This is a genomic window from Kutzneria sp. CA-103260, assembly GCF_018263855.1.
Lineage (GTDB): Bacteria > Actinomycetota > Actinomycetes > Mycobacteriales > Pseudonocardiaceae > Kutzneria.
The window spans coordinates 6454594-6476801 of sequence record NZ_CP073318.1 but is presented as its reverse complement, the minus strand read 5'-3'; the positions used below and the strand labels follow the sequence as shown (position 1 = coordinate 6476801).

At 70.0% G+C, this 22208-nt stretch carries 20 protein-coding genes; 11 read left to right on the top strand and 9 right to left on the bottom strand.

Annotation, left to right across the window (positions count from 1 at the left end):
* Window positions 1–711 carry a hypothetical protein gene (locus JJ691_RS28365; protein ID WP_211762667.1) on the bottom strand — a complete coding sequence of 237 codons (711 nt, stop codon included), beginning with the start codon at window positions 709–711 and terminating at the stop codon, window positions 1–3.
* Between the two features lie 112 nt (window positions 712–823).
* On the opposite strand from JJ691_RS28365, the gene JJ691_RS28360 reads away from it, so the two are divergent.
* The gene (locus JJ691_RS28360) at window positions 824–1384 is read left to right on the top strand and encodes a TIGR03086 family metal-binding protein (RefSeq protein WP_249227070.1); all 561 of its coding nucleotides are present in this window, start codon (window positions 824–826) and stop codon (window positions 1382–1384) included.
* A gap of 52 nt (window positions 1385–1436) precedes the next feature.
* Here the strand turns inward: JJ691_RS28360 and JJ691_RS28355 are convergent, their stop codons facing one another.
* The gene (locus JJ691_RS28355; protein ID WP_211762666.1) at window positions 1437–2282 is read right to left on the bottom strand and encodes a LysR family transcriptional regulator ArgP; all 846 of its coding nucleotides are present in this window, start codon (window positions 2280–2282) and stop codon (window positions 1437–1439) included.
* A gap of 69 nt (window positions 2283–2351) precedes the next feature.
* Between JJ691_RS28355 and JJ691_RS28350 the strand changes: the two genes are divergently transcribed.
* Window positions 2352–2963, top strand: coding sequence for a LysE/ArgO family amino acid transporter (locus JJ691_RS28350; RefSeq protein WP_211762665.1), 612 nt, complete (start codon window positions 2352–2354; stop codon window positions 2961–2963).
* Between the two features lie 59 nt (window positions 2964–3022).
* Here the strand turns inward: JJ691_RS28350 and JJ691_RS28345 are convergent, their stop codons facing one another.
* From JJ691_RS28345 to JJ691_RS28335, 3 genes are read right to left on the bottom strand one after another with little or no spacing between them, the layout of a single operon-like run.
* On the bottom strand, window positions 3023–4159 hold the full coding sequence (locus JJ691_RS28345; protein WP_211762664.1) for a hypothetical protein: 1137 nt from the start codon (window positions 4157–4159) through the stop codon (window positions 3023–3025).
* A complete protein-coding gene (locus tag JJ691_RS28340; protein WP_211762663.1) occupies window positions 4159–4470 on the bottom strand; it encodes a type VII secretion target in 312 nt (103 codons plus the stop codon). The genes JJ691_RS28345 and JJ691_RS28340 overlap by 1 nt, the downstream gene beginning before the upstream one ends.
* A gap of 6 nt (window positions 4471–4476) precedes the next feature.
* Window positions 4477–4905 carry a YbaB/EbfC family nucleoid-associated protein gene (locus JJ691_RS28335; RefSeq protein WP_249227069.1) on the bottom strand — a complete coding sequence of 143 codons (429 nt, stop codon included), beginning with the start codon at window positions 4903–4905 and terminating at the stop codon, window positions 4477–4479.
* Window positions 4906–5183: 278 nt separating this feature from the next.
* Between JJ691_RS28335 and JJ691_RS28330 the strand changes: the two genes are divergently transcribed.
* Both JJ691_RS28330 and JJ691_RS28325 read left to right on the top strand, forming a co-directional pair.
* Window positions 5184–5936, top strand: coding sequence for a hypothetical protein (locus tag JJ691_RS28330; RefSeq protein ID WP_211762662.1), 753 nt, complete (start codon window positions 5184–5186; stop codon window positions 5934–5936).
* Between the two features lie 9 nt (window positions 5937–5945).
* The gene (locus tag JJ691_RS28325; RefSeq protein WP_211762661.1) at window positions 5946–6788 is read left to right on the top strand and encodes a cobalamin-binding protein; all 843 of its coding nucleotides are present in this window, start codon (window positions 5946–5948) and stop codon (window positions 6786–6788) included.
* Here the strand turns inward: JJ691_RS28325 and JJ691_RS28320 are convergent.
* The 4 genes from JJ691_RS28320 to JJ691_RS28305 form a co-directional block, all read right to left on the bottom strand.
* A complete protein-coding gene (locus tag JJ691_RS28320) occupies window positions 6764–8230 on the bottom strand; it encodes a hypothetical protein (protein WP_211762660.1) in 1467 nt (488 codons plus the stop codon). The genes JJ691_RS28325 and JJ691_RS28320 overlap by 25 nt on opposite strands.
* 111 nt (window positions 8231–8341) lie before the next feature.
* Window positions 8342–9709 (bottom strand): MFS transporter, encoded by a 1368-nt coding sequence (locus tag JJ691_RS28315; protein ID WP_211762659.1) that lies wholly within the window; start codon window positions 9707–9709, stop codon window positions 8342–8344.
* Window positions 9706–11157: an FAD-dependent oxidoreductase gene (locus JJ691_RS28310; protein WP_211762658.1), complete on the bottom strand. Its 1452-nt coding sequence runs from the start codon at window positions 11155–11157 to the stop codon at window positions 9706–9708. The genes JJ691_RS28315 and JJ691_RS28310 overlap by 4 nt, the downstream gene beginning before the upstream one ends.
* Window positions 11154–13235 carry a molybdopterin oxidoreductase family protein gene (locus JJ691_RS28305; protein ID WP_211762657.1) on the bottom strand — a complete coding sequence of 694 codons (2082 nt, stop codon included), beginning with the start codon at window positions 13233–13235 and terminating at the stop codon, window positions 11154–11156. The genes JJ691_RS28310 and JJ691_RS28305 overlap by 4 nt, the downstream gene beginning before the upstream one ends.
* A gap of 438 nt (window positions 13236–13673) precedes the next feature.
* On the opposite strand from JJ691_RS28305, the gene JJ691_RS28300 reads away from it, so the two are divergent.
* The 7 genes from JJ691_RS28300 to JJ691_RS28270 all read left to right on the top strand — a co-directional run bounded on the left by JJ691_RS28300 (window position 13674) and on the right by JJ691_RS28270 (window position 22207).
* Window positions 13674–16154, top strand: coding sequence for a sensor histidine kinase (locus tag JJ691_RS28300; protein WP_211762656.1), 2481 nt, complete (start codon window positions 13674–13676; stop codon window positions 16152–16154).
* Window positions 16151–16579, top strand: a complete 429-nt coding sequence (locus tag JJ691_RS28295) for a roadblock/LC7 domain-containing protein (RefSeq protein WP_249227068.1) — start codon at window positions 16151–16153, stop codon at window positions 16577–16579. The genes JJ691_RS28300 and JJ691_RS28295 overlap by 4 nt, the downstream gene beginning before the upstream one ends.
* The gene (locus JJ691_RS28290; RefSeq protein WP_211762655.1) at window positions 16576–17016 is read left to right on the top strand and encodes a DUF742 domain-containing protein; all 441 of its coding nucleotides are present in this window, start codon (window positions 16576–16578) and stop codon (window positions 17014–17016) included. The genes JJ691_RS28295 and JJ691_RS28290 overlap by 4 nt, the downstream gene beginning before the upstream one ends.
* Entirely contained in the window at window positions 17000–17593 is a 594-nt protein-coding gene (locus tag JJ691_RS28285) for a GTP-binding protein (RefSeq protein ID WP_211762654.1), read from the top strand. The genes JJ691_RS28290 and JJ691_RS28285 overlap by 17 nt, the downstream gene beginning before the upstream one ends.
* A 14-nt stretch (window positions 17594–17607) precedes the next feature.
* Window positions 17608–20466: an AfsR/SARP family transcriptional regulator gene (locus JJ691_RS28280; RefSeq protein WP_211762653.1), complete on the top strand. Its 2859-nt coding sequence runs from the start codon at window positions 17608–17610 to the stop codon at window positions 20464–20466.
* 136 nt (window positions 20467–20602) lie between these two features.
* Window positions 20603–21076 carry a hypothetical protein gene (locus tag JJ691_RS28275; protein WP_249227067.1) on the top strand — a complete coding sequence of 158 codons (474 nt, stop codon included), beginning with the start codon at window positions 20603–20605 and terminating at the stop codon, window positions 21074–21076.
* Between the two features lie 228 nt (window positions 21077–21304).
* Window positions 21305–22207: an ATP-binding cassette domain-containing protein gene (locus JJ691_RS28270; RefSeq protein ID WP_211762651.1), complete on the top strand. Its 903-nt coding sequence runs from the start codon at window positions 21305–21307 to the stop codon at window positions 22205–22207.
* The last annotated feature ends 1 nt before the right edge of the window (window position 22208 follow it).

The window sequence follows — 22208 nt, the reverse complement described above, 5'->3', positions numbered from 1 at the left end:
TTACACGGGTTCGTCCAGGTCGACGGTGATCACCACACCGGAGGTGGAGGAAACGGTCAGTGTGTTGCCAGTGAGCGCCAACTGGTCGAACGGGTTCGACTCGGACAGGTAGCACACCCAGACCAGCCTTTTGTCGCCGTCGAGCCGTGCGAAGAAGCCCTCGGACCCGTGGGAGCCTTCGCCGGCGCAGACGAAACCGCCCGGTGCGGGCGCCTCGCGGGTGATGTCGATCGAGGTGAGCCATTCCGGGTCCTCGGCGAGGTCCACTTGCCCAACCACGTGCAAGGCGGAGTCGGCGACATCGACCGCGTACGAGCGCCCGTCCACGAAGAACACCCCGTCCACGATCGGAAGCCGTCCGTCCTGCCATATTCTCTCGATCTGGCTGAGATCGCGGCCTGACCGGCGCTCCGGTGCCTGGCCTGCCGGGAGCGGATCAGCGACCGCGGACAGCAGCGTTGTCCCGGTTTCGGGATCGACGATCGCCGCTACGGTGTCCGTGCAGAAGAAGTCGATCTCGATGCCTTCGGCCGGCGGGCTGAAATTGGTTGTCACGTGCGCGTATTCGTCGCCGATGTCGTATCCCCAGGCGATGTTGAGCACAGTCAACGTGTTTCCGTCGCGGAGTACGACCTCGGTCGGGACGCCGTCGCGCCGCTGAAGCAGTTCGATGACGTCGTCATCGCCGGGTGCCGGCTGGTCGAAGGTCACGGCGGCAAGCATGGCATCCGACGTCGGCCGGACACCTCTCCGTTCCGGACGGCGCAGGCACGGTGGCTGATGACCGCCAGCGTTGGACGGTGGCGGGGCGCAGGCTTGGCGGGTGAGCGAATTCGATGTGGTGGATCGGTATGTGTTGGCCAGCGCGGAGTTCGGGCGTCGGCTCAGGTCGGTGGGGGACTGGTCGGCGGCGACGCCGTGCACGGAGTGGAATGTGCGGCAGCTGGTCAATCACATGGTGAGGGGGAACCTGAACTATGTGGCGCTGCTTCATGGGGGCACGGGGGCGGAATTCCTGCGGATGCGGGACGTGGACGCGCTTGGGGAGGATCCGGTGGATGCCTACGAGCGGTCGATGGAGGCGTTCGCCAATGCGTTCCGTGAGCCGGGGGCACTGGGACGGAGGGTGGATTACCCGCTGGGGGAGATCAAGGGAGACCAGGCCCTGGCGATTCGGACGGCGGACACGGTGATCCACACGTGGGATCTGGCGAGGGCGGTCGGAGGGGACGAGGAGTTGAACGCGGAACTGGTGGAGTGGATGGAAGAGAACCTGGGTGCGATCTACGAAGGGCTTGAGGGCGTGGAGCGGTTCTTCGCGCCGCGGCAAGGGACAACAGGTGGAACGAGGCAGGAGCGGTTGCTGAGGCGGGTGGGGAGGTGAGCTGGTCCGAGGTGGCGGTGAATCAAGCCTGAAGGAGTGAGGTGGCGGTGACTTAGGCCTGTACGAGGGCTGCGGCGGCGGTGGCGAGGACGGACTGGGCGGTGGCGGCGAGGGCGGGGGAGTGGAGTTTCCACTGCTGCCAGAAGAGGGGGACGTCCATGTGGCGGGTGGGGGCGAGGTTGACGAGGGTGCCGGCGGCAAAACACGGCGAGGCGTGGGAGACGGGGATGAGGCCCCAGCCCATGCCGGCGAGGACGGCGTCGAGGTAGGCGGCGGAGGAGGGCATGTGGTGGCGGAAAGGACTGGCGCCGGCGGCGAAGCGGTCCTGGAGGAGGTCGGAGCGGTCGAAGAAGATGACGGGGGAGGTGGAGAAGGACTCGAAGGGGAAAGAGGGGGAAGCGCAGGCCAGGTAGCGCAAACTTCCGAGGGGGCGCACGGAGCAGCCCTGGACGGGGTCGGGGGTGGAGGTGACGGCGGCCATCACGAGGCCCTCGCGGAGGAGTTGGGTGGTGTGACCCTCGTCCTCGCGGTGGAGGTCGAAGCAGACGTCAGGGACCTGCGCCAGAGCGGGGAGGAACCAGGTGGCGAGGGAGTCGGCGTTGACGGCGATGGAGAGACGGGTGGGCTGCCCGGCAGTGGTGAGACCGAGTTCGGCCTGGGCGTCGAGGGAGAGCTGGGCGAGCTGGCGGGCGAAGCGGACGACGACCTGGCCGGAATCGGTGAGCTGGACAGGTTTGGTGCGCATGAGCAGGACCCGGCCGGTGCGCTGTTCTAGGGCCTTGATGCGCTGGCTGACGGCGGAGGGGGTGACGTGCAGGGCAGCGGCGGCGGCGTCGAAGGTGCCGGCGTCGACCACGGCGAGCAGGGTGCGAACGTGGTCGGAGGGGAGATCAGCCATCACGAGAGCTAATGATACGTAAGAATCATTAGCTGGACTGTTGACAAGGGCAAACATAGCGTCGAAGGCATGACCAACGTGATGCTCGCGCTGGCGGCGGGCTTCGGCACCTCGCTGTCCCTGATCATGGCTATCGGCGCGCAGAACGCTTTTGTGCTGCGACAGGGGATTCGACGGGACGCGGTGCTGACGGTGGTGGCGATCTGCGGCGTGTCTGACGCGGTGCTGATCAGCCTGGGCGTTGGGGGTGTGGGGGTGCTGGTGCAGGCCTGGCCGACGGCGGTGACGGCGGTGGCCGTGGTCGGGGGGATCTTCCTGCTGTGCTACGGATTTCTGGCCGCGAAGCGGGCGATGAAGCCGTCGAGCATGTCAACCGACGGTACGACGACGGGCTCCCGCAAGCGGGCGGCGCTGACCTGCCTGGCGATGACCTGGCTGAACCCGCACGTCTACTTGGACACGGTCCTGCTGCTGGGCTCGATCGCGGCCGGCTATGGCGCGTTGCGCTGGGATTTCGCCCTCGGCGCGGTGCTGGCCAGCGTCTCCTGGTTCACGGCGGTCGGCTTCGGCGCCCGCCTGCTGAGCACCCTGTTCACGAAGCCGGCGTCGTGGCGCGTGCTGGACGGGGTGGTGGCGGCGACGATGGCGGTGGTGGGGGTCAGCCTGCTTGTGGGAGCGTGAGTGGGGTAGGTAAGTCTGGCCGTTCTGAGGGAAAGGCGGTTCGCGGACCGCCTTTCCCTTCACTCCGCCAGGCTGCCCGACTTGCGCGGGAACTCCTGCTTCTCCACCAGCTTCTCGGCGTTCTCGTTCGCCTCTTCGCCGTGCTCGTTGGCCTCGTGGCTCTGCCGGCCCAGCTCGGTCGCGCCGGCCGGGAAGCTGTTGTGCTCCTCGCCGGTGGTGAACTGCTCGCCGACCGCGCCCTTGGCGGTGTCCTTGGCGAACCCGCCGACGGACTGGCCGTCGTCGACCGACTTGACGACGCTCTCGCCGGCATGGGCCCGCAGGAACGTGTTGGCGTCCTTGCCGAACTGCGAGGGGGTGTTCTGCCACGCCTTGCTGGTGGCCTTGGCCTTGCCGGCGAACTGCCCGGCGTCCTTGGCGAAGCCCTTGAGCTTCTGGGCCAGCGCCTCGACGGCGTGGCCGAGCTTGCCGAACTTGCCCATCAGCTGGGCCAGCTGGTCGAGCACCTTGGAGATGCGGGAGGCGCACTTGCCGGCGACGATGCTGCCCTCGGCGACCGCGTCGGCGATGAAGGCGGCGACCGAGGCGCCGAAGGTGCACCAGGAGCTGGCCAGCGCGATGATCGCGCGTTCGATCATCTTGCCGACGAAGGTGGAGATCAGGTCCCGGATGATGCCACGCTCGGTGCCGACGAGCACGCCGCCGAGGGTGATGCCGCCAGCCGCGCCGTCGGCGGCCTCGGCGAACGCGGACAGCGACTCGGCCAGCTCCTTGCCCTTGGCGCGGTAGCTGTCGCCGGCGGCGCTCTTCCACTGCGGGACGTCGGCGCCGATCGACTTCTGGTAGTCCTCGCCGATCTTCTTCATCTCGGCGCCGATGTTGGTCCAGGTGGCGGCCTGGGCGGCGATCTCACCGGGATTGCCGGCCAGCAGGTCCAGCGGCTTGCGCAGGAAGTCCAGGTGCTCGATCAGCCAGCCGATCCCCGCCGACAACAGCGAGCCGAGCGGATCCTCAATCACACCAAGGGTGTCCATCGCGGACGCGGCGCCGTCCATCGCGACGCCGAGCGCGTCGCCGTTGGCCAGGTCCTTGGCCGTGTTGGCGACGTCGGAGATCATGCCCGAGCCGTCGAACCCCGACGTCGGGCTCTCCGCCGGCGCCTCGCCCTTGAGGTCGGGCAGCGTCTCGGTCGTCATCACAGGCCCCCTTCGATGCCGCTGAACAGATCGGCGTTGTCGCTGTCGCTCTGCTCGTAGATGTCCGCGGTGGCGTCGAGGTTCTTGCTGACGCCACGCACCGCGTCCACGGCCGAGTTCAGGTTGGCGGCCTGCTGCTGCGAGTTCGGTTTGATGAAGGCGGCGAACACCTGCCCGACGACGCCGAACGTGTCGAGGCCGAAGTCGATGCCCTGCGCGGTCTTCGCGCAGTTGGCCACCTGCTCGGCGATCGAGTCGACGTTCTTGGCGTGGGTGTGCAGTTCGGACACTTCGACTTCGATGTCAGACACCAGAACTCACCTCAGGATCGGGCCGTTGTCGTCGTTGTCGTCGTCCCACGCCGGCCGGGCCGGGCGGGACGGCTGCTCCTGGGCCGCCGCTGGTTCCTCGGCCGGTGGGATCTGGCTCTCCAGGAACGACATGGCCTCGCTGTCGCCGATCAGCGGCTTGACCGACTGCGCCACCTGATCGGCCACCTTGCGGTGGGCCTCCCGCGCCGTGCGCAGGATGAGCTGGGCGAGCTGGGTCGAGGTCAGGCCGTCGGCCTTCGGCGACAACTGGAGGTCCTGCAGCGCGCCGGTCGGCCCGACGGTCACCAGAACCGCGCCGTCGGTGCTGCGTGCCGTTCCGATCGCCGTGTTGACCATTTCTTTAACCTGCTCGGCCCGGGCGAGCCTGTTCTGGACGTCCTGCTGGTAATCCCGCAGCCACGCGTTCGTGTCCACCCATCCCCCTTTCAGGTCGGAAAGCCGAATCTGGTCGGATCAGACCACGCCGGGGTCCGATCGGTTCCCGCATTCGGCAAAAATCTTCGGGACCTCTCGCCGGGTGGCATGATGGCCAGGGTGCCCGAATGAAGCGGTCCCCAACCGAGGAGTCAGCCATGTGGTGGATTTCCGCGCCGCCGGCCCCGATCTCGCCGCAGGCGCGGGCCGCACTGTCGCGCAGGTGGGCGACCGCGGGCGTGTTGCTGTCTTTCGCCCTGATCGTCATCCCGTTGGTCATGGCCGTCGGCGCCACCTACCTGATGGTGCGCGACACCGCTGCCCGCGGCTTGCAGTGGACCGCGTTCGTCTCCGTGCTGGGCGCGTGGATCCCGTTCCTGCTGCTGCACCGGTCGCTGCGAAAGACGGGCCTGTTCGATCCGACAACGTGGCTGGTCATGGCCCTGGTGGCGGGCACCGTGCAGGTCTTCATCGGCATCAGCCCGGCCGTCGTGTACGGACCCGGCTCGATCAGCGTGCCCGCCTACGTCATCGGGTTCGCCCTGGACGCCGCAGCCGTTGTCCTCGCGGTGACGGCCCGCGTGGTGCTGCTGAACGGACGACCCCGTGAGCTGGCGGAGACGCCGTTCACCGTGGTCTGGAAGCTGCGATCACGCCCCAAGGGGACGGTGGAGCTGGAGAACACCAGGCTGTACTGGTCGATAAGCACGCCGGTGTCCAACAACAGCGACGCCTCGGCCAGCGGTCGGTTCTTCCTCGGTGACTTGACTGCCACGCCATCAGCGTTCGCACCGGCCGCGGACCCTATTTCCTGGACCGTCGTGACCTCTCGGCGGAAGCGGATTCCCGCGAACACCACACCCGGACCGGCGGTCATGCTGCGTGGCAGTCAAGGTCATCAGCAAATCCCCTTGGACGAATCGGACGAACTTGTCGATTTCGTTCAGCGGCGGGTGGCGTTCTACCGCGAGGCGGCGCCGGAATTCCTTTCCGTGAAACCGGGCAATAAAGACAGAACTCGTCGATCGTAGACTGGGAGCGTGCGGATCGTCTCGTTGTTGCCGGCGGCCACGGATCTGGTGGCGGAGCTGGGGTTGCTGCCTCAGCTGGTGGGGCGCACGCACGAGTGCGACTGGCCGGCGGGGGAGATCGAGGCAGTGCCGGTGGTGACGGCCAGCGAGATCACCGAGGGCATGGACAGTCGGGAGATCTCGGAGACGGTGCACCACGGATCGGGCATCTACACCCTGGACACGGATCTGCTCCAGGAGCTCAAGCCTGATGTGGTGCTGACGCAGGATCTGTGTGACGTCTGCGCGTTGTCGTACCACCCGGTGTCGGACGCGGTGCGCAAACTGGACGCGGATGTCACGGTGCTGAGCCTCGAACCCCGCACCCTCAACGAAGTCCTGGACTGCCTACGCGTCCTTGGCGAGGTCCTCGGGGTGGAAGACGTTTCCCGGCAACGGATGCGGAGCCTGCACGAGCGGCTGGACAAGGTCCGCGACCGCGTGAAGAGCAAGCCGCGGCCCCGGGTGGCGGCGATCGAGTGGTTGGATCCGGTGTGGCCGGCGGGTCACTGGGTGCCGGAGCAGATCGCCTGCGCGGGCGGGGAGCCGCTGCTGGCCAAGCCTGGGGAGCACACCCGGCCGATCGAGTGGCGGCAGGTGGTGGCCGCCGAGCCGGACGTGCTGCTGCTGATGCCCTGCGGGTTCCCGCCGGCCAAGACCGAGCAGGAACTCAAGCGGCTCAAGGGGTTCGACGCCGCCGGCCGACAGTACATAGTGGACGGACCGGCCTACTTCAACCGGCCGGGGCCACGGGTGGTCGACGGCGTCGAATTCCTGGCTGAGCTGTTTCACGGAGCCGGCGCGGCCTCCTGATCGGTTGAGGTCGGGCCCTGGTCGATCGGGGTCGCGTCCTGGTCGGTCAGGACCGGCTTGCGGAACTCCCGGACGGCCACCCAGATCGACAGCACCAGGGCCCCGAGCATGGCGGTGGCCAGGATCCGCATGTCGATGAAGGACGCGTTGACCGAGCCGCCGCCAAAGCCGCCGCCGCCGAACCCGCCCGAACCCAGAGTGCCGCCACCGCCCGGCCGACCTCCGAAGCCGCCGGTGCCACCGCCATACCCGCCACCGGGGAATCCGCCGGTGCCGCCCGAACCGGTGCCGCCGGGCGGGAAGCTCGGCCGGGTGCCGCCACCGGCGCCGCCACGGAAGCCGCCGCCGGGACGCTGGCCACCGCCCCGCCCGCCACCGCCGGCCCCGATCAGGAACGGCAGGTACGCGAAGAACGACGCGAACTGCTCCAGCACCGGCAAGGCCCACAGCTTGCGCGGCAGGTAGAACGCCGCCACCACGGTCAAAGCGTCGGCGAGGAAGAAGTACCGCTCATGCATGGCCGGCAGGAAGTACGGCACCAGCAGCACGGAAACCGTTGCCGCCAAAATGATCCGCGTCGCCGACAGCTCGACCCGCCGCCACCACAAGGCGACCACCAGCGCCAGCACCAGGAAACCGGTGAGTAGGATCCCGGCGATCCGCAGCGCCGAGGACGTCACCGAGGTGCCGAGGTACTGATAGATGTTGGGGGCATTCAACGTCAGCAGATCGAAGGTCCCGGTCTGCGCCACATAGACGGAGATCAGCTGCGCGGGGCTGGTGCCGATGATCAGCGCCGGGATGTCCAGCACCACGTACACCAGCGGGATCGCCAGCAGCGACTTCCACGGCAGATAACGCAGCAGCACCAACAGAAGCAGCAGCGGGAACAGGAACACGGTCTGCAGCTTCAACGCGAAGGCGATGCCGATGAAGACACAGGCCATCCAGGGCCGCTTGCGCAGGATGAAGTACACGCCGCCGACGGCGAAGGCCGCGTACATGGCGTCGGCCTGGCCCCACATCGAGGCGTTCACCACGACCGTCGGCAGGAACAGGGTGATCGTCCCGGCCAGCACCGGCCACCACTTGCCCGGATACCGCAGCGCCACGATCTTGTAGACGAAGTAGCCCAGCAGGAAGTCGAAGACCGCCGACACGATCTTGATGCCGATCAGCGGCGTCACCGGCAGGTAGCTCAGGGCGGCCAGCAGGTACAGGTAGGTGACGTTGTAGTTGGCGAAGCTGATGTCCTTCAGCGCCGCGAACCCGCCGTTCTGGGCGATGTGGTCGTACCAGGAGAGGAAGATCCGTCCGTCGCCGGTCTCGTAGTTCAGGAACGCCATCCGCAGCGCCGCGGCGGCGATCACCACCACGGCCGCCACGCCGATCTTCAGGCCGACAGATCGGCGTGGCGGGGCGTCCGGGGCCGCAACAGCCATGCTCAGGGTCCTATCCGCTCGTGGTCGGTTTGCCTGCACCGAGTGTCGCGGGCCCGACTGAGCGCAGGCTGTGAGCGGAGAACCCCAAGCTGGGAACTGTGTGTGAGAAGGCTAGACGTTGGCCACGGCCAGGCTGGGCAGCTTGGCCACGGCGAAGCTGCGCCGCTGGTAGAACCACCAGGTGACGGCGAAGCACAGCACGTAGAACACGATGAAGCCGTAGAAGGCGTTGTCGGCGACCTTGGTCGAGGCCACCGAGGTGGCGATGATCCGCGTCACGAAGAACCCGCCGAACGCGCCGATGGCCGACACGATGCCGATCGCCGCCGCGGCCTCCCGCTTGCCCTTGCGCACGGCCTCCGAGGCGTCCGCGCCTTCGGCGGTCTCGCGCCGGGCCTGGGCCACGAAGATCGCCGGGATCATCCGGTACGTGGAGCCGTTGCCGACGCCGGCCGTCACGAACAGCACCAGGAACGCGCCGAAGAACAGGCCGAAGCTGCCGGACCGCTCGCCCACCACCACGAACGCGGCGGCCACGCCCATCAGCACGAAGTTCCACAGCGTGACCCGGCTGCCGCCGATCCTGTCCGACAGCCAGCCGCCGACCGGCCGGGACAGCGACCCGACCAGCGCGCCGAGCCAGGCGAAGTAGGTGCCGTGCACGGTCGGGAACTGAGTCTTGATCAGCAGCGGCAGCGCGGCCGAGAAGCCGATGAACGAGCCGAAGGTGCCGATGTAGAGGAAGGACATCACCCAGGTCTGGGACCGCTTGACCGCCGCGGCCTGGGCCGGGAAGTCGGACTTGGCGGTGGCCAGGTTGTCCATGAACAGCGCCGAGCAGATCGCCGCGGCGATCACGAACGGCATGTAGAACAGGCCGGCGATCGCCAGGTTGGTGCCGGTGGTCGCGGCGATCACCAGCGGGATGATCAGCTGTACCAGCGCGGCGCCGAGGTTGCCGCCGGCGGCGTTGAGGCCGAGGGCGAAACCCTTGCGGCTCTCCGGGTAGAAGAACGAGATGTTGGTCATCGACGACGCGAAGTTGCCGCCGCCGAAGCCGGCGGTGGCCGCCGCGAACAGGAAGAACCCGAAGCCGGCGTGGGTGGTGACGGCCACCGTGAGCAGCGCGCACGGGATCAGCAGCATCAGCGAGCTGACCACGGCCCAGTTGCGGCCGCCGAAGCGCGGCACCGCGAAGGTGTAGGGCAGCCGCAGCGCGGCGCCGATCAGGTTGGGCAGCGCGGTCAGCCAGAACAGCTCGTCCACGCCGAACTTGAAGCCGGCGGTGGGCAGCGACAGCACCACCACGCTCCAGATCGACCAGAGCGAGAAGCCCAGGTGCTCGGAGAAGATGGAGAAGATCAGGTTACGGTTGGCGATGCGGCGGCCGGTCGCCGCCCAGAACCCCTCGTCCTCGGGGTCCCACTGCTGAATCCAGGTGCGTCCGCCGCGGGTGGGTGCCTCAGTCGTGGTCGTCATGTCGCGTTGCAGCCCAACTTCTCGGGTTCGGTGAGGGGGTCCTGCTCGGCCAGCCAGCGGGACAGCGCGCACACGGTGTCCCGGCAGCCACCGCAGCCGGTGCCGGCCATGGTGGTGCTGACCAGGGAGTCGAACGACCGGGCGCCGGCGTGCCACGCGCCGACCAGCCGGCCCTTGTCGACGGTGTTGCAGCGGCAGATCAGCGTCGAGGCCGGCAGCGCCGCCGGATCCGACGAGTCCCCGGCGGGCATGGCGCGGCCCAGCAGCAGCGCCATCCGGTCGGCCGGGGCGGGGGTGCCCCGGTCGTGCAGCTGCGTGACGGCGGCGGCCACGTCGGGCGCCCCCAGCACGATCGCGCCCGTGACCCGGTCGTCACGCAGCACGATCTTGGTGTAGCGGCCGCGGCTGGGGTCTTCCAGCCGGACCACCTCGGCGTCGGTGGTGTGCGGCTCGACATGCACCTCGCCCATCGAGGCCAGGTCCACGTCGCGGGTCTTGAGCCGCGTCACCACCGGTGTTCCCCGGTAGCGGGCGTGCGGGTCCGCACCGGTCAGCAGTTGGGCCAGCACCGCGGCCTGCTCCCAGGCCGGCTGCACGAGGCCGCCGACGGTGCCGGGATGCCGGGCGCAGTCGCCGATCGCGTACACGTCGGGAGCGCTGGTGCGTAAGGAATCGTCGATGACGACGCCCCGGTCGACGGTGATCCCGGCCGCCTCGGCCAGGGCGGTCTCCGGGCGTGCGCCGGCCGAGACCACGACCAGCTCGGCGGCGACCAGCGAGCCGTCGTCGAGCTGGAGTCCCTTGCCCGGCAGGTACTTCGTGGCCAGCTGGCCGAGCCGGAACTCGATGCCCTTGGGGCCGAGCACCCGGGCCAGCACGTGCCCGGCGGCCGGATCCAGTTGGCGTTCCATGAGATGGCCGACCGGGTGGACCACGGTCACCGCGCAGCCGCGGCCGGCCAGACCGCGGGCGGCCTCCAGGCCAAGCAGCCCGCCGCCGAGCACCGCGACCGGTGTGCCCCGGGTGGCCAGCTCCACGATCCGCTGACAGTCGTCGAGATCGCGGAACGCGACCACGCCCGGCGCCAGTGCACCGTCGGCGATCAGGCCGTCGGTCGGCGGGACCCACGGGGTGCTGCCGGTGGCCAGCACCAGCGCGTCATAGTCCACAGTGGACCCATCGGTGAGAACGATCCGATGGTCGGATGGGTGTAGCGCCGCGGCGCCCGTCCCGAGCCGGAGGTCGATCCCGTTTTCCTTGGCCCAGTCCGGAGAGTGCAGCAGCACGGTGGCCGGCTCCATCGCGCCCGCCACTACGTTCGACAGCAGGATGCGGTTGTAGGCCGGATGCGGCTCCGCGCCGATCACCGTGATCGACACATTCGATGCGCGCAGGTGGTCGGCCAGACGGGCGCCGGCCATGCCGTAACCGATGATGGCGATCCTCATGCCGGCCCCAGTCGGACGGCGCACACCTTGAACTCGGGCATGCGGCTGGTCGGGTCGAGCGCGGGATTGGTGAGCAGGTTGGCCCGCTGCGCGCCGGGAAAGTGGAACGGCAGGAAAACCGTGTCCGGCCTGATGGTTGTCACGCAGCGCACCCGCGCGATCACCGATCCGCGCCGGGACGTGACGGTCGCCCACTGTCCATCGTGGACGCCAGCCAGCCTGGCCGTATCGGGGTGCACCTCGACAAAAGCCTCCGGGCTGGCGTCCATCAGCTCCGGCACCCGTCGGGTCTGCGCGCCGGACTGGTAATGCTGCAACACGCGCCCGGTGGTGGCGTGCAAAGGGAATTCCGGATCCGGCGGTTCGGCCGGTCCGGTGTGCTCCACCGGTTGGAACCGGGCCCGGCCGTCCGGGTGAGCGAATCTGTCGAGGAAAAGCCTTGGCGTGCCGGGATGATCGGCCGCGGGCACCGGCCAGTGCAGTGCCTCGCCGGCCCGCAGCCGTTCGTAGCTGGCCCCGGAATAGTCGGCCGGGCCGCCGGCCGAGGCCCGCCCGAGTTCGGCGAACACCGTTTCCGGATCGACCGGGAATCGTTCAGCCGGTTGGCCCAAACGGATTGCCAACCCATGCAGCACATCAAGATCGCCGCGCACCTCGATCGGTGGCGTGACGGCTTTGCCGCGCAGCAGGATCCGGCCTTCCAGGTTCGTCATCGTGCCGTCCTCCTCGGCCCACTGGGTGACCGGGAATACGACGTCGGCGACAGCGGCGGTTTCGGACAGCACGAAGTCCGAGGTGACCAGCAGTTCGAGGGATTCGAGTCGGTCACCGACATGTCCGGCGCGGGGCGCGGACACCACCACATTGCTGCCGAACACCAGCAGCGCCTTCGGGCCCCGTTCGGTGCCCAACGAGTCGAGCAGTTCGTACGCGGACGGCCCCGGTCCGGGCAGCTCAGCCGGGTCGACGCCCCAGACGCCGGCTACGTGGGCCCGCGCCGCAGGGTCGTCGATCTTGCGGTATCCGGGCAGCTGGTCGGCCTTCTGCCCGTGTTCCCGACCACCCTGCCCGTTGCCCTGGCCGGTCAGGCAGCCGTAACCCGAGCCCTCGCGGCCGCAGAGCCCCAGCGCCAGGCACAGGTTGATCCAGGCCGAGACCGTGGCCACACCGGTGGCGTGCTGCTCGGTGCCCCGCGCGGTGAGCACGTATGCGTTGCGGGCCTTGGCTAGCAGCGCGACGGCGGCCCGCTGGTCGGCGGCCGGCACCCCGGTGACCCGCTCCACCCGCTCCGGCCACCAGGCCGCGGCGATGCGCCACACCTCGTCGAATCCCGTTGTGCGCTCGGCGATATAGCGGTGGTCGAGCAGCCCGTCGGCCACGACGGCGTGCAACATGCCCAGCGCCAGCGCGAGATCCGTGCCCGGGGCCGGGGCCAGGTGCAGCGACGCGGCCTCGGCGGTGGCGGTGCGGCGCGGGTCGACGACGATCAGCCCGCCCTTGTCGGCGGCTGGCCGCACGTGCCGCATGAAGGGCGGCATTGTTTCGGCGACATTGGCTCCGACCAGCAGAATCGCGTCCGCCTCGGCCAGGTCGGCGACCGGGAACGGCATGCCGCGGTCGAGTCCGAACACTTTGATGCCGGCCGCCGCGGCCGAGGACATGCAGAACCGGCCGTTGTAGTCGATCTTCGACGTGCCCAGTGCGAGCCGGGCGAATTTGCCGAGCTGGTAGGCCTTCTCGTTGGTCAGCCCGCCGCCGCCGAACACGCCGATCGCGTCCGCGCCGTGCCGGTCGCGCAGTTCGTGCAGGCGCAGGGCCACGTAGTCGAGCGCCTCGGTCCAGCCGACCGGCCGCAGCGGGGCGTTTCGGTCCTCGCGTAGCAGCGGCGTGGTGAGCCGACCGGGGGTGTTCAGCAGGCGGGCCGAAGTCCAGCCCTTCTGGCAGAGTCCGCCCCGGTTGGTGGGGAACTCGCGCGGCGCGACCGTCGTCTCGGCTGGTTCGTCGCGGACGACCATGCCGCACTGCAGCGCGCAGTACGGGCAGTGGGTGTCGACCTCGACGCGTGCGCCGACCGACATGGTTGGACCTCCGACGGGATCGCGAGGCTTCGGCGGCACGGAGCCTCTCAACGGCGTGCTCGCGACGTCGTGAATCCGGCGTAAAAGGCCTGTTCCGACGTCCTCTCAGTGCGAGATTAGGACCGGTGCGCTCCCCGCGGCGCAAACACCGGGAGGCAAGCTAGCACGACCGCACAGCGCCGGAAAAGTGGCTGTGAGGTGGCTGATGAAAACGTTCACTTGAGCTGGATTTGTGATTCCGGAGCCAGTCGGCGGGTAGCCGGTGGGCCATTTGACATTTCCCACGTGACTATGTGATGCCGCTAGTCCGTTCGCGGTATTGACAGTGCTTGTCGCGATGTGAAAGCTTCGCTGCTACTGGGGCTGGTTGGCGCATTCGCGGCGTTGAGGGTGCGTTTTGAAGTTCCCGCATGCGCGTTTCAAGGACAGGAGCACGTGGTGAGCGCACGGCACCGGCCGGCCATCGGTGAGGTCGATGGCCCGGCATCCGGCGGGCTGGCGACACTGGTCAGACCCGGCACCATTCGGGGCCGGCTGGCCCGCATCCTGGTGTTCTCTCTGGTCCTGGTGTTGGCGCTGCTCGGCGTGACCATCGCCGGCCAGGTCGGCTCGTACCTGGCCGCCGGCGACACCGTGAGCTCGGTCTCGCTGGCGCTGAAGGTCCAGGACTTCGTGCACGAGGTCCAGCGCGAGCGCGGTCTGACCAACGGCATGCTCGGCGGTGAGACCCGGTTCCAGCAGACGGTGATCACCCAGCGCACCGCCACCGACAAGGCCCAGGCCGCGTTGAACCAGGCCCTGGCCGACGACTCCGCGCCCGGCGTCTCCCAGGTGCGCGACGCGCTGTCCCACCTGTCCGGCCTGACCTCGACCCGCGAGAGCGTCGACGCCGGCCGGGCCGACCGCAACGCGACGTTCCAGTACTACACCGACGGCATCGCCGCGCTGAACGGCTTGCAGCTGGGGCTCGACCAGGCACAGGACCCGCAGCTGCGCCGTGGGCTGCAAGCGCTGTACGCGCTGGCCGACGCCAAGGAGTACACCGGCCAGGAGCGAGGATTCCTCAACGGTGTGTTCGCGGCCAACAAGTTCGGCGCCGGCGAGTACATCCACTTCACCGAGATCCGGGCCAGCAAGCAGGCCGGCCTGACCGAGTACGCCCGCTACGCCACGCAGCCGCAGCAGGCCGCGCTGGACACCGCGCTGCGTTCCGACAACGCCACCAAGGCCGCCGCCTCCGAGGCCGTTGCCGTCGCCTCCACCAAGGGCCCGATCGAGACCCAGACCGACTCGGTCACCTGGTGGAACCAGATGACCGCGGTCATCGACTCCGAGCGCAAGGTGCAGCAGACGGTCGGCAGCGACCTGACCGCCCGCGCCCAGGACCTCCAGGGCCAGGCCAGCACCACGCTCGCCGTCTTCCTCGCGCTGGCCCTGCTCGCGGTGGCGGCCGAGGTGCTGCTGGTGATCAGCAGCATCCGCTCCATCGTCCGCCCGCTGGCCGCGCTGGCCACCGAGGCCGACGACGTGGCGACCCGCCGCCTGCCGGCCTCGGTCGCCGCCTGGCACCAGCCCGGCGAGGTCGAGCCGGAACCGCCGCAGCCGGTGCGCACGCCGCCCAAGGCCGGCGCCGAGATCGCCTCCGTGGCCCAGGCGCTGGACCGCGTCCAGACCACCGCCTTCGAGCTGGCCTCCGAGCAGGCGCTGGTCCGCCGCAACACCACCGAGTCGCTGGCCAACCTGGGCCGGCGCAACCAGAACCTGGTGCGCCGCCAGCTGAACTTCATCAGCGAGTTCGAGCAGGAGGAGCTCGACCCGTCGGCGCTGGGCAACCTGTTCGAGCTGGACCACCTGGCCACCCGCATGCGCCGCAACGCCGAGAGCCTGCTGGTGCTGGTCGGCGAGACCAGCCCGCGGCGCTGGGCCGAGCCGCTGTCGCTGTCCGACGTGATCCGGGCCGGCCTGTCCGAGGTCGAGGACTACCGCCGGGTGGTGCTGCGCCGCGTGGACGAGGCGCTGATCGCCGGCGCGGTGGTCAGCGAACTGGCCCACATGCTGGCCGAACTGATCGAGAACGGCCTGGCCTTCTCGCCGCCCGACCTGGAGGTCGAGATCTACGGCCGGCGCATCGCCACCGGCTACATGCTCGCGGTCGTCGACCACGGCGTCGGCATGGCCAAGGACCAGCTGGCCAAGGCCAACGCCCGGCTGCGCGGCGAGGAGGACTTCATCGTCGCGCCGACCCGCTTCCTCGGCCACTACGTGGTCGGCCGGCTGGCCCAGCGGCTGGGCATCGAGGTCGAGCTGACCGTGTCCCCGGTCAGCGGCATCGTGGCCCGGCTGCTGCTGCCGCCGGAGATCCTGGCCGAGAACAAGCCGGAGACGCCGAAGCAGGCCGAGATCAAGTGGCCGAGCGCGGAGCCGGAGGCCCCGGCCCTGGCCTCGACCGGCGTCGGCGAAATCCCGCCGGTGCGGGCGGAGGGGGTCCAGCCGATGACCGTGACCGAGCGGCCCGCGCCGCAGCCGCAGCGGCCGGCGCAGCACCAGGCGCAGCCGCCGAACCCGGTGCGCACCAGGCAGGAGCGTCTGGCCGGCACGCCGGTCACGCCGCCGGTCGTTCCGGTCGTGCCCGCGCAGCCGACCCCGTCCGTGCCGGCGGTTTCGCCCGCGTCGGCGTCCGCCGGCGGCGACGCGCCGGCCCAGCGCACCAAGAACGGCCTGGTGAAACGGAACCGGAGCCGTACGTCCGAGGAACCCCAGTCCCGGCCGGCCGCGTCCAGCCGGCCGCCGACCGCAGTCGAGAAGCGTTCGCCCGACGAGGTCCGTTCGATGCTGTCCAGCTTCCGAACGGGTCACCAGCGCGGTGAGCGCGGACCGCTGCCCGCACGAGTCAACACCACCCAGGAGGAGCACCGGTGACCGCCGAGGTGCAGCACGCCGACCCGCACACGTTCAACTGGTTGCTGGCCAACTTCGTCCGGGGCACCGACGGGGTCCGCGACGCGGTGGCGGTGTCCTCCGACGGCCTGCTGATCGCCATGTCCGAGGGCTTGGACCGGACCGCGGCAGACCGGTTGGCGGCGCTGGTGTCGGGTCTGTCCAGCCTGGCCAAGAGCGCGTCGCGCAACTACGAGTTCGACGGCCTGAAGCTGATCATGATCGAGATGAAGCGGGGCTTCCTGCTGGTCTCGGCCATCGACGACGGCAGCTGCGTGGGCGTGATCGCCGACAGCAAGTGCGACATCGGCCTGGTGGGCTACGAGATCGCCGTGCTGGCCGACCGGGCCGGCGCGCTGCTCACGCCGTCGCTGATCACCGAGTTGAGAGAGACGCTGCGGCGATGAGCGGTGAGCAGCCGCGCATGCCGGATCCGCGGATGATCCAGATGAACCAGGCCCCGTCCTGGTTCTCCCCGGCGACCCCGGTCCAGCCGGCCGAGCCGGAGCCGCCGGCCGAGGCCAAGGAGTCGTTCGTCCGGCCGTTCATCGTGACCGGCGGGCGGACCATGCCGCTGCGCGACGACCTGCGCATCGAGACGCTGGTCGTGGCCAACCGTGCGGCGCTGACCGCGCCGCTGCGGTTCGAGCTGCAGACCGTGGTCCGGCTGTGCCAGCAACCGCGTTCGGTCGCCGAGGTCGCCGCCACGCTGCACGTGCCGCTGGGCGTGGCCAAGGTCGTCATCGGCGACCTGATGGCCGCCGGGCACGTGACCGTGCACCAGGCGACCGAACTCGCCGTCTCCACCATCGAGAGGATCAGGGACCTTGTCCGGGCGCTCTGAACACGGGCCGACGTCGGTGAAGATCGTCATCAGTGGCGGCTTCGGCGTCGGCAAGACCACCCTGATCGGGGCCATCTCGGAGATCGAGCCGCTGGTCACCGAGGCGGCCATGACCGAGAAGTCGGTCGGCGTCGACGACCCGGGCAGCCGGTCCGACAAGCACACCACCACGGTGGCGCTGGACTTCGGCCGCATCACCCTGGACTCCTCGCTGATCCTGTACCTGTTCGGCACGCCCGGCCAGGACCGGTTCGTGTTCATGTGGGACGACCTGGTCGAGGGCGCGCTGGGCGCGGTCATCCTGGTCGACACCGGCCGGATCGAGGACTGCTATCCGGTGCTGGACTACTTCGAGCGCCGGGACACCCCGTTCATCGTGGCCGTCAACCACTTCCCGGGGCAGCAGGAGTTCGACCTGGACGAGGTGCGCGAGGCGCTGGGCGTGGACGAGGCCATCCCGCTGATCGCCTGCGACGCCCGCGACCGCGAATCCGTCAAAGACGTCCTGGTCACGGTCATCGAGCAGGTACTGTTGGCCCGCCTGACCGCTCCGCCCCAGGTCAGCGCCACACACTGAAGGCAGGTGCGGCCGTGCGGTACGGGATCCTCGGACCTCTGGAGGTCACCCGCACCGGCCGCCTGGTCACGCCCCGCACGCCGCAGCAGCGCACGGTCCTGGCGCTGCTGCTGGCCAACGCCGGCTGCTGGGTGTCGCTGAGCACCATCGTCGACGAGCTGTGGCCCGCGCAGACGCCCCGCAGCGCGCGGGTGATCGTCCAGGTCGCGGTGTCCAAGCTGCGCAAGGTGTTGCCGGCCGACGCGATCCGCACCGGGCCGTCGGGCTATTTGTTGACGCTTGACGGTTGTGAGTTCGACCAGTCGGAGTTCGTGGCCGAGGCGCGGCGCGGCCGCGAGCTGCTGGCCGCCGGGCGGCTCGGGCCGGCGCGGGAGCTGCTGGCCGCGGCGCTGGGCCGGTGGCGCGGGGACGCCCTGCCGGACGTGGCCTGTGGGCCGGTGCTGTCCGCGCACGCCCGTTGGCTGGAGGAGCTTCGATTATCGACTGTGGACAGTCGGGTGCGGATCGACCTGGCCGCCGGCCGCTGCCACGACGTGATCGCCGAGCTGACCGTGCTGCTGGCCCGCGATCCCGGCCAGGAGGTGTTGGCCGGTTCGCTGATGGCGGCCCTGCACATGGCCGGACGGGCGGCTGAGGCGGCCGAGGTGTTCGACCGGCTGGCCGCCTTCGTCGAGGCCGATCCCGGGCCCGTGTTGCGGCGGCTGGTCACGGATCCGTCGGCGTGGGAGCTGCCGCGGACGGCGTGCCGGACTGCCCAGCTGCCGCCAGTGGTGCCTGACTTCGTTGGACAGCCAGAAGTTCCGGACGGTCCGTTGACCGTCCTGTGTGGACAATCTGGGATTGGCAAGACCGCGTTGGCGGTTCGTGTCGCCCACGATCGGCGTTGTGCGTTTCCCGACGGCCAGTTGTTCGCCCAGTTGGGCGGAGTGGAGACAGCCGAGGTGCTGGGGTCGTTCCTGTCCGGTCTCGGCTGTGAGGTGCCGTTCGGTCTGTTGGAGCGACAGCAGTTGTTCCGCAGCGTGACCGCCGATCGTCGGATTCTGGTGGTTCTGGACGACGCTTCGTGCGAGGCCGACGTTCGGCCCCTGCTGCCCGGCGGCCCGGGATGTGCGGTGATCGTGACGTCTCGAAGCCGGCTGTCCGGGTTGGAGGGCGCGGTTGTCACCGAGGTCGGCCCGCTGTCCGAGACGGAGTCGGTGGCGCTGCTCTCGGCCGTCGCCGGCGCGGATCGTGTGGCGGCGGAACCGGAATCCGCTCGGGAACTGGCCCGGCTGTGCGGGCATCTGCCGCTGGCCGTGCGCGTCGCCGGGGCGAAGCTCGCGTCGGCCAAGTACTCATTGGTGCGGGAATTAACTGAGCGGTTGGCCGACGAGCGTCGTCGCCTGGCCGAGCTGAAGGTTGGCGACCTGGACGTGCGGGCCGGCGTCGAGCTCGGCTACTCCTCGTGCGATCCGTTGCCGCGCAAGCTGTTGCGGTTGCTGGGCTGGTTCGACTCGGTTGACCTGCCGGAGTGGGCCATGACCGTCCTGCTCGGCGTCGACGCCGCCGAGGCGCTGGCCGACCTGGTCGAGGCCCAGCTGGTGGCGGTGGTCGGGCGGGATCGCCTGGGGCAGCTGCGTTATCGCCCGCACGAGCTGATCCGCGTCTTCGGCTACGAGCGGCTGCTGGCCGAGGAGCCGTCCCGTTCGGACGCCCTGGACAGGTTGCTCAAGTCCTATTTGGACGTTTCGGTCCGCGCCGACCGCAAGCTGCCGGTGGGCCGCTTTCCCATAACCCCGGCCGAGAAGGTGGCCGACCCGGCAGTGGTGCGCCGGGCCGAGGCCGATCCGCTGGCCTGGCGGGCCGCCGAAGCCGGCATGCTGCGCTGCCTGGTGCGGCTGGCCCACCGGCTCGGGCGGTGGGCCATGGCCGGGCGGCTGGCCGAGGTCTGCACGGCCAATCCCGGCGACCGGCGCATCGAGGTCATCGGCCTGGTCTCGGCCCGGCACACCGGGGATCGCCGGGCCGAGGCCGTCAGCCTGTGCCGGCTCGGCGACCTGCACTGGGAGACCCGCGGCCGGGCCGCCCGGGCCCGGGTCTACTACGACATGGCGTGCCGCATCTTCACCAGCCTCGACGACCAGCGCGCGCTGGCGAGAGTACTGGCCGCCCAGGCCGACATCGACGTCGAGCGCGGCGACATCGAGCGCGCCCAGGTCGCGCTGGAGGATGGCCTGACCATGCTGCGTCGGGTCGACGACCAGGTCGGGCAGGCCGACGTGCTGCGACAGCTCGGCACCCTGCTGTCCGACCGCGGCCGGCCCCAGGCCGCCACCTGTTGCTTCGAGGACAGCCTCCGCCTGGCCCGGGCTCTCGGTGACCGCCGCCGCGAGGCCCACGCCGGCAAGCAGTTGGCCGATGTGCTGCGGCGCAACGGTGATCACGACCGGGCCGGTGCGCTGCTGGAGGCCGCCCTCTCGGCCAGCGTGCGGCTGGCCGACCGGCACTGGGAGGCGCACGTGCTGCGCAGCCTCGGCGAGCTGTCCGACGCCCAGGACCAACTGACCCGGGCCCTGGAGATGTTCGAGGAGTCCGGGCACGAGCACGCCACCGCCTACGCCCTGCGGTCGCTGGGGGAGTGGCACCGCCGCCGCGGCCAGGACGACCGCGCCGCCGACCTGCTCACCGCCAGCCTCGCCGCGTTCGAGGGCATCGACGACCGCCGCGGCCGCGCGTATGCCCTGCTGGGCCTGGGACAACTCCGCCACCACGCCGGCGACCCCACCGCCGGCCGCCGGGCCGTCCGCGAGTCCCTGCGCCTGTTCACCGCCCTGGGCTTCACCTCCTGGCAGACCGAGGCCCGCCGCACCCTCCGCCGCCTCGCCACCACCTGAACCCCTGCGAGTCCCGCTCTCAGGCAGTCGAAAAACCGCTTTTCAGCTGCCTGAGAGCGGGACTCGCGGCGTTTAGCGGGTCTTTAACGGGGGTGGTTTGACTGGGCACCCCTGTTCGCACTGGAGGAGTGTGCTCATGAAAGCCGTTTTAGTCGCCGCGGCCGTGGCCGGGTCCCTGCTCGCCGGCGCCGGCATGGCCGCCGCCGCACCGGCCGTGACCAAGCTGACCCAGGCCCAGGCCGCCTCGCAGCTGAGCGCGGCCGGCATCACCTGGTCCTCCAGCGGCAACTGCACCACCCGCAGCAACTCCCACTGCACGTCGTTCGACCAGATCAACGACAGCACGGTGAACGGCGTGATCACGCTCAAGCGGGCCAGCACCTGCGCCATCAACATCACCGGCGGCACCGAGGTCGGCCACGCCGCCGGCACCTACAGCCACTACAACGGCTACAAGGTGGACATCTCCCACAACACGTGCATCGACAACTACGTGCACAACAGCTTCAGCTACATCGGCCTGCGCGGCGACGGTTACCCGCAGTGGAAGTCCGCGGCCGGCAACCTGTACTGCGACGAGGGCAACCACTGGGACATCACGTACTTCTGACGCACGGCGACCGTTCCCCGCGGAGGACCGGCCGCGCCGGTGGGGACGAGCGCTGTGTCGCCTGCGGATGCCCCAAGCCCGGGGCATCCGCAGGTTTGTGCCTACACCTTTTGTCGTATCCCGAACTCGACCTCGTGGTGACGACGTGGCACGCCCGCTCGGGCGATCTTTGTGGCCACGGGAGCCGCGGCCATCCGGGCCGCGGCCGGACCGCGAGGTTGTGAGCGGATGATCGTCGCGCGGGGACTGACCAAGCGCTATGGATCGGTGACGGCGGTGGACGACCTGTCGTTCACCGTGCAGCCCGGCGTGGTGACCGGGTTCCTCGGCCCGAACGGGGCCGGCAAGTCCACCACCATGCGGCTGATGCTGGGCCTGGACCACGGCGCCGGCCGCACCGAGTTCGACGGCCGCGGCTACGGCGAGCTGGCGTACCCAGCCCGCACCGTCGGCGTGCTGCTGGACGCCCGCGCCGTGCACCCGGGCCGCACCGCCCGCGCCCACCTACGCATGATCGCCGCCGGCGCCGGCCTGCCCGCCGCCCGGGTCGACCAGGCGCTGGACCGGGTCGGCCTGCTGGAGGTGGCCAATCGCCGGGCCGGCGGCTTCAGCCTCGGCATGTCGCAGCGGCTCGGCCTGGCCGGGGCCCTGCTGGGCGATCCGCGGGCGCTGATGCTGGACGAGCCGGCCAACGGCCTGGACCCGGAGGGCGTGCGCTGGCTGCGTGACCTGCTCAAGGGCCTGGCCGCCGAGGGCCGCACCGTGTTCGTGTCCTCGCACCTGCTCAACGAGATGGCCGTGCTGGCCGACGCCCTGGTCGTGATCGGGCAGGGCCGGCTGGTCGCCGCCGAGTCGGTCGACGCCTTCGTCGCCCGCAACTCCCGGCCCGAGGTGCTGGTCCGCCCGGCCGACCCCGGCATGCTGGCCGACCTGCTGAGCCGGGCCGGCTTCGCCGTCGCGCCGCAGCCCGACGGCGCGCTCGTCGTCGCGACCCAGGACACCGACGCCATCGCCACCATCGCCATGCGCGCCGGCATCGTGCTGCGTGAGCTGACCGTCCGCCACAGCAGCCTCGAAGACGCGTTCTTCACCGCCACCGCCGGCGCCGCGCAGTACCGTGGGAGGGCCTGAC